The organism is Zavarzinella formosa DSM 19928 (genome assembly GCF_000255705.1).
Lineage (GTDB): Bacteria > Planctomycetota > Planctomycetia > Gemmatales > Gemmataceae > Zavarzinella > Zavarzinella formosa.
In genome coordinates this window covers 64,030-68,101 of sequence record NZ_JH636450.1, presented here as the reverse complement: position 1 = coordinate 68,101, position 4,072 = coordinate 64,030, and the positions used below count along the sequence as shown (strand labels likewise).

Genomic DNA, 4,072 nt, shown 5'->3' with positions numbered 1-4,072 from the left:
GCTTGCCGCCAACCGGGAGGGTGCGGACGGTGCGTTCCACGACCCCGCGTCGGATGACGTTGGCGGACTGACAGGACGAACAGCGGTCATGGGCGGGATCCTGCCGGAGATGAAGGGTCAGGCCGCCCTCGGCGGAGGAGGTCCGAACGACTTGATAGTCCCGAACACCGAAAACACGATACAGTAGCGTGGAGGACATGCCGGCTTCCTGAAGATGGTGTGGTTACCTTTCATGAAACGGCATGCTCCTCTTTTTTGGCAACCCCTGAGTACGAACTTCTCGGATGAGCCATATTTCTTTTTCGGGAAAAGGAGCTTGGGTCTCGCGGTTTCCAGAGACGTTTGTGGAATGTCTGACAGAGACTGACCCCAAGGATTTTCTGAAAGCAGCCAAGAAATGGAGCAAGACCGAAGAGCTGCGAGGATTATACGAAGCCGCTGATTTGCGGGAGTTGATTCGAGAAATCTGGAACTTGGCGCATCAAGCGAAAGCAGAAGGCAAATGGCTGTTGCTCTGCACAAACGGGGCCTGACAAGCAGACAAACATCGGGCAGGCACATTTCGGCGGTGTGGGGTCTGTTATGGCCGGGATTTCGCGTGAGGCCGGTGGTTACGAAAACACACGGGACCATCGCCGAACAAAGCGTTGCAGCGAACTCAGCCTTTGGCCACTGACCATTAATTCTGGTTGCCGAGGCGGCCCCTGAATTTTGGCGTTCACCCTCGGAGGACACATGACAGGACAGCAGAACAGCCCCAGAGTCCGCGAGTGGGTGCTGGCCCTCGCCCTGTTCGCGGGCGGGTTTGGTTGCCGGCTGGCGCTGGACGCCACCCCCGGCGACCCGGTCGCCCGATTCATGCACGCGGCAATTATCCAGGTGCTGGCCTACGGAGCCGGGCTGGCCCTGCTGGCATGGTGGTGGCTGCGATCGGCGGACGTGGGGCCGCGAGGGATGCTCGGGTGCCTCGGGTGGCTGGCCTTGGCAGTGGCGTCGTTCGTGGCGGTCATGTCATCGGGGTACAAGTAAACAGGCCGAAGTGGAGCCACCAGCCAAAACGTTGCTCGCCAATGTGTTCGCTCAAGCGGCGAACCCGCCACTACTGAACGAAACCGGAGAGTGAATTACTTTCACGAGAAAGGCAGAATGAAGCCTGCTCTTGGCGGGCAAGTCTGTTCTCATCCATCAACAATTGTGGATTCGTTGCTGACAGGTCTTCGCTTCCGCCGTGTTTGGCCATGTCAATGAAACAGGCCGTGAACACCGGGGTTGCCTCAAGAGGCGATCCGGGGGTTCACGGCCTTGCAAACAAATCAGCAATCAACGGCTGACCGGTTCTCCCGTGAGGCCGCCGATTTTGTCGGCGGCTCGTTGGAGGGTGGCGGCGTGGTCCACGGCCAGGCCTTCCGGGGGGGCGATCAACACGCGGCCGTCCGTGCCGGAGAACCGCGCGATCATGTTGATCTGGCGCACGTCCACGTTGTACGTGCTCCACGGCAGAAAGATCGAATACCCTTCCCCGATGATGTCCCGCTTGCGGAACTTGGCGAATGAATCCTTGTCGATGTGCCAGACTTCCAGCAGCTTGGGTTTGCCGCCGTTGGCCTGCGGGGAATTATCCCACACATCCACCACCAGTTCGCCGTCCACAATAATCGGGACGCCCTCGTCCGTGCTGAAGATATACAACCGGCCCAACAACCCCGGCACCGGATCGCCGCCGCGGGTGGGGTCCGGGGCGTAGATCACCTTGTTGCTGAAGGCCGCCGTCAGCCGGGCCGCCTCGCCGGGCTTGGGCGGGGCCATGTTACCCACCAACGGAGCGGGTTTCGGCGCCGGCAATTCGGCCGACTTGAACGACACATTGTCCGCGTTCTTGGCCGGCTGGATCGCCCCTGCCTGGACCACCGGCGATTGAACCACCGATGGCTGGCCCGTCGGCGGGCTGTAATCCGGGATCAACTTACCCGGTTGCGCGGCCACCGGAGTGGCCGAGGCGTCCGGCTTGGTTGTCACGCACCCGGAGGCCAGGGTGGCGAGGATCGCCGCGCCGGTCAGCCAGCGCCGGGGAATCAGTCGCGACGAAACGGATTGAGACGCCATCCTGAAGACTCCTTCTTCTTTGCGGGCGCGGGCATGTCCGTCGTGGACGCCGCCGGGGCTGGTTTGTAATCGGCCGGGGACACGATGTCGCCGGCTTGGTCACTGTCGGGTTGCGTCGCGCTGATCGGCAACACCGGGGGCATGTCGGCCTTGGCTCCGCCCGGCGGGACCGGGGGAACGGCGGGCGGGACCGGAATCGGCAACACCTTCGGCGCCGGGGCCGGATTCAGGTTCGGAACCGGAACCGGGTTCGGCAGGCCGGGGGCCACCGAAGGCTCGACCGTCGTGGAACCGCCGGGGGCGAACGGATTCGGCAGCGGCTTGATCGGGAACACCGGGTCGTTGCCGCCGGTCCACGAGTTCGGCGGCAGCATCCGGCTGACATCCGGCGGCGGGGTGTCGCAGTTGCCATCCGGGCAATTGCTTGCGCCAGTGGCGGGGCTGCCGACGCGACCGCCGTACATCTTTTCCACATCCCGCAAGGCCCAGCTCATCTTCCGGGCCTCGGCGATCAGCAGTTTCTCGCTGTCGCACGAGTTTCGGACGATGGTCGGCGTCATGATGACCAGCAATTCCCGCTTCGACTGCGTCTGTGTCCGGTAGCGGAACAGCGAGCCGACGTAAGGCAGGTCGCCGAACCACGGCACCTTGTTCTCGGAACGGTTGTTGCTCTTGGAGATCAACCCGCCCAGCACGATGGTTTCCCCGTCCGCGACGGAGACCGTCGTCTGGATGGATTGCTGGTTGAAGGCCGTTGCGAACTGGCCGTTCCCGAGGCTCACCAGCGTGTCTTGCGGGGCGATGATGGAGGGTTCCACCCGCATCAGAATCCGGCCGTCCGGGTTGATGCGGGGCGTGACCGTCAGCGTCGTCCCGATCTGTTGTTGCGTGATCTGCGGCTGGAACGTCCCGAGCGAGGTGAACTGACCGCCGCTGGTGTACGGGAACAGACCGCCGACGTTGACCACGCCGACCTGATTGTCCAGCACGGTGACGGTCGGCCGCGTCAGGTTGTCGATCCGCTGTTGAACCTTCAAGGCCCGGATCAACACGTTGAGCGTGTCGCTGCCGGCGCTGAACACGAACCCGCCGACGCCGTTGCTGTTCGCCCGGCCGACGCCGTAGTTGGTCAGCCCCTGCACGCCGACCATCGACGGGTTGACGTTGTTGTTGTACGCCGGGGCCGACGTGCTGTTGAACGGGAAGGCCGTGCCGGAGTAATTCGTGATCGTGCTGTTGACCGTCGTGCCGGGGGGAATGCTCCCGCCCGTCGCGTTGGTGAAGCTGGCCCCCGTGCTGGGGATCAGGGTCCGCTGGAACAAAATCGGGTTTTGCAGGCCGATTTCGATGCCGAACTCTTCATTGTTGTTCAGCAACACTTCGGCGATCAGCACCTCGATGGAAACCTGCAACGGCTGGGCGTCCAGCTTTTCGATGATCGGCAGCAGCATGGCATAAGCCTGCGGCGTGGCGCTCACCAAGATATTGTTGGTCACCGGCTCGGCGGCGATCACGATGTTGCGTTGCAACTCCTGATAGGAGGTCAACTGGTTGCCGGTCTGGATCACCGTCAGGGCGTTGGTGAGGAACGGTTGCAGGGCGTTGGCCACGTCGGCCGCCCCGGCGTTCCGGAGTTTGTAAATATGGTTCGTCCGGAGCGAAACCTCGGAGTCCTCCAGCCGGGCGATGATGGCCCGGATGGCTTCCAAGTCGTTCGGCGTCCCGGCGACAATCACCGAGTTCGTCCGGTCGTCCACACTGATGCCGAGGGGAACCAGCGTGGCCCCGTTGCTCGGGTCGCCGGTGAGCGTCAGCAGCGGCCGGGTGGTGGTGTTGGTTCCCGTGCCGCCCCCCCCGAAGAGGTTGCCGCCCCCGCCGCCGTTGTTCGCGCCGACGATGCCGCCCTGACCGCCGCCTGTGGTGGTCCGGCCTTGGGTGCCGCCGCCGAAGAACAGTTGTTGCAGAAGGT

General features: G+C 63.3%; 4 protein-coding genes and 1 pseudogene. 2 read left to right on the top strand and 3 right to left on the bottom strand.

From position 1 onward, the window contains the following. Nucleotides 1–199, bottom strand: a pseudogene (locus BGIM_RS65295) (ISL3 family transposase); the annotation flags it as partial. 145 nt (nucleotides 200–344) lie between these two features. Between BGIM_RS65295 and BGIM_RS0141650 the strand changes: the two are divergent. Next, nucleotides 345–533, top strand: coding sequence for a hypothetical protein (locus tag BGIM_RS0141650; protein ID WP_157369829.1), 189 nt, complete (start codon nucleotides 345–347; stop codon nucleotides 531–533). 202 nt (nucleotides 534–735) lie between these two features. After that, on the top strand, nucleotides 736–1,029 hold the full coding sequence (locus BGIM_RS0141645; protein ID WP_020475523.1) for a hypothetical protein: 294 nt from the start codon (nucleotides 736–738) through the stop codon (nucleotides 1,027–1,029). A 291-nt stretch (nucleotides 1,030–1,320) separates the two neighbouring features. Here the strand turns inward: BGIM_RS0141645 and BGIM_RS0141640 are convergent, their stop codons facing one another. Together BGIM_RS0141640 and BGIM_RS55285 are read right to left on the bottom strand one after the other, a co-directional pair. Beyond that, a complete protein-coding gene (locus BGIM_RS0141640; protein WP_020475522.1) occupies nucleotides 1,321–2,103 on the bottom strand; it encodes a hypothetical protein in 783 nt (260 codons plus the stop codon). Then, a partial coding sequence (locus BGIM_RS55285) for a secretin N-terminal domain-containing protein (protein WP_020475521.1) occupies nucleotides 2,073–4,072 on the bottom strand: 2,000 nt, incomplete at its 5' end. The genes BGIM_RS55285 and BGIM_RS0141640, both read right to left, overlap by 31 nt.

Excerpts from the sequence above, each read along its gene's own strand:
- BGIM_RS0141645 (WP_020475523.1), top strand. The coding sequence starts at position 736 with ATGACAGGACAGCAGAACAGCCCCAGAGTCCGCGAGTGGGTGCTGGCC.
- BGIM_RS0141640 (WP_020475522.1), bottom strand. The coding sequence starts at position 2,103 with ATGGCGTCTCAATCCGTTTCGTCGCGACTGATTCCCCGGCGCTGGCTG.